The organism is Streptomyces laurentii, from assembly GCF_040635425.1.
Taxonomy (GTDB): domain Bacteria; phylum Actinomycetota; class Actinomycetes; order Streptomycetales; family Streptomycetaceae; genus Streptomyces; species Streptomyces laurentii.
Window position 1 is genome coordinate 1 of record NZ_JBEYHT010000133.1, and the last position, 1,457, is coordinate 1,457.

The following is a 1,457-nucleotide window of genomic DNA, read 5'->3' on the forward strand; positions in this document are numbered from 1 at the left end:
GCGCAGACTCGATACCGACCGCCGGCCAGGGACGGCCGGCGCGGTCCGAGGGAGGCCACGCTCATGACCCGTTACGCCGCACCCGGCACCGAGGGCTCGCTGATGTCGTACGCGACCCGGTACGACCACTGGATCGGCGGCGAGTACGTCGCTCCGGCGGGCGGGCGCTACTTCGAGAACCCGAGCCCGGTCGACGGCCGCGCCTTCACCGAGGTGGCGCGCGGCACCGCCGAGGACGTGGAGCGGGCCCTGGACGCGGCGCACGCCGCCGCCCCGGCCTGGGGACGTACGTCCGCGGCCGACCGGTCGCAGGTCCTGCTGCGGATCGCCGACCGCATGGAGCAGCAGCTGGAGGCCTTGGCGGTCGCGGAGACCTGGGAGAACGGCAAGCCCGTCCGCGAGACGCTGGCCGCCGACATCCCGCTCGCCATCGACCACTTCCGCTACTTCGCGGGCGCGCTGCGGGCCCAGGAGGGCGCGCTGAGCCAGATCGACGACGACACCGTCGCGTACCACTTCCACGAGCCGCTGGGCGTCGTCGCGCAGATCATCCCGTGGAACTTCCCGCTGCTGATGGCGGTGTGGAAGCTGGCGCCCGCGCTGGCCGCGGGCAACGCGGTCGTCCTCAAGCCCGCCGAGCAGACGCCCGTCTCCATCCACTACTGGATGAGCCTGGTCGCCGACCTGCTGCCGCCGGGCGTGATCAACATCGTCAACGGCTTCGGCGAGGAGGCGGGCAAGCCGCTCGCGTCCTCGCCCCGGGTCGCGAAGATCGCGTTCACCGGCGAGACGACGACGGGCCGGCTGATCATGCAGTACGCGGCGGAGAACCTCAAGCCGGTGACGCTGGAGCTCGGCGGCAAGTCGCCCAACATCTTCTTCGACGACGTCTCGTCGGCGGACGACGACTTCTTCGACAAGGCACTGGAGGGCTTCGCGATGTTCGCCCTCAACCAGGGCGAGGTCTGCACCTGCCCCTCCCGCGCCCTCGTCCAGGGCGGCCACTACCGCGACTTCCTCGAGGCGGCCGTCGATCGCACCGAGCGCATCGTGCCGGGCCACCCCCTGGACACGGACACGATGATCGGCGCCCAGGCCTCCGCCGACCAGATGAACAAGATCCTGTCGTACCTGGAGATCGGCCAGCAGGAAGGCGCCAAGATCCTGACGGGTGGTCAGCGCATGGAACACGGCGGCGACTTGGCGGGCGGCTTCTACATCCAGCCGACCATCTTCGAGGGTGACAACCGCATGCGGGTCTTCCAGGAGGAGATCTTCGGCCCGGTCGTCGCCGTCACCTCCTTCACCGACTTCGACGACGCCATGCGCACCGCCAACGACACCCTCTACGGCCTCGGCGCCGGCGTCTGGACCCGCGACACCACGACCGCCTACCGCGCCGGCCGCGCGATCCAGGCCGGCCGCGTCTGGACGAACTGCTACCACGCCTACCCGGC

The 1,457-nt window shown here is 70.8% G+C and carries 1 protein-coding gene; it reads left to right on the forward strand.

Annotated features, from left to right (window positions below; genetic code table 11):
- Positions 1–63: 63 nt before the first annotated feature.
- Positions 64–1,457: aldehyde dehydrogenase family protein (locus tag ABZ693_RS36095; RefSeq protein WP_359885721.1), on the forward strand; the 1,394-nt coding region annotated here is incomplete at its 3' end.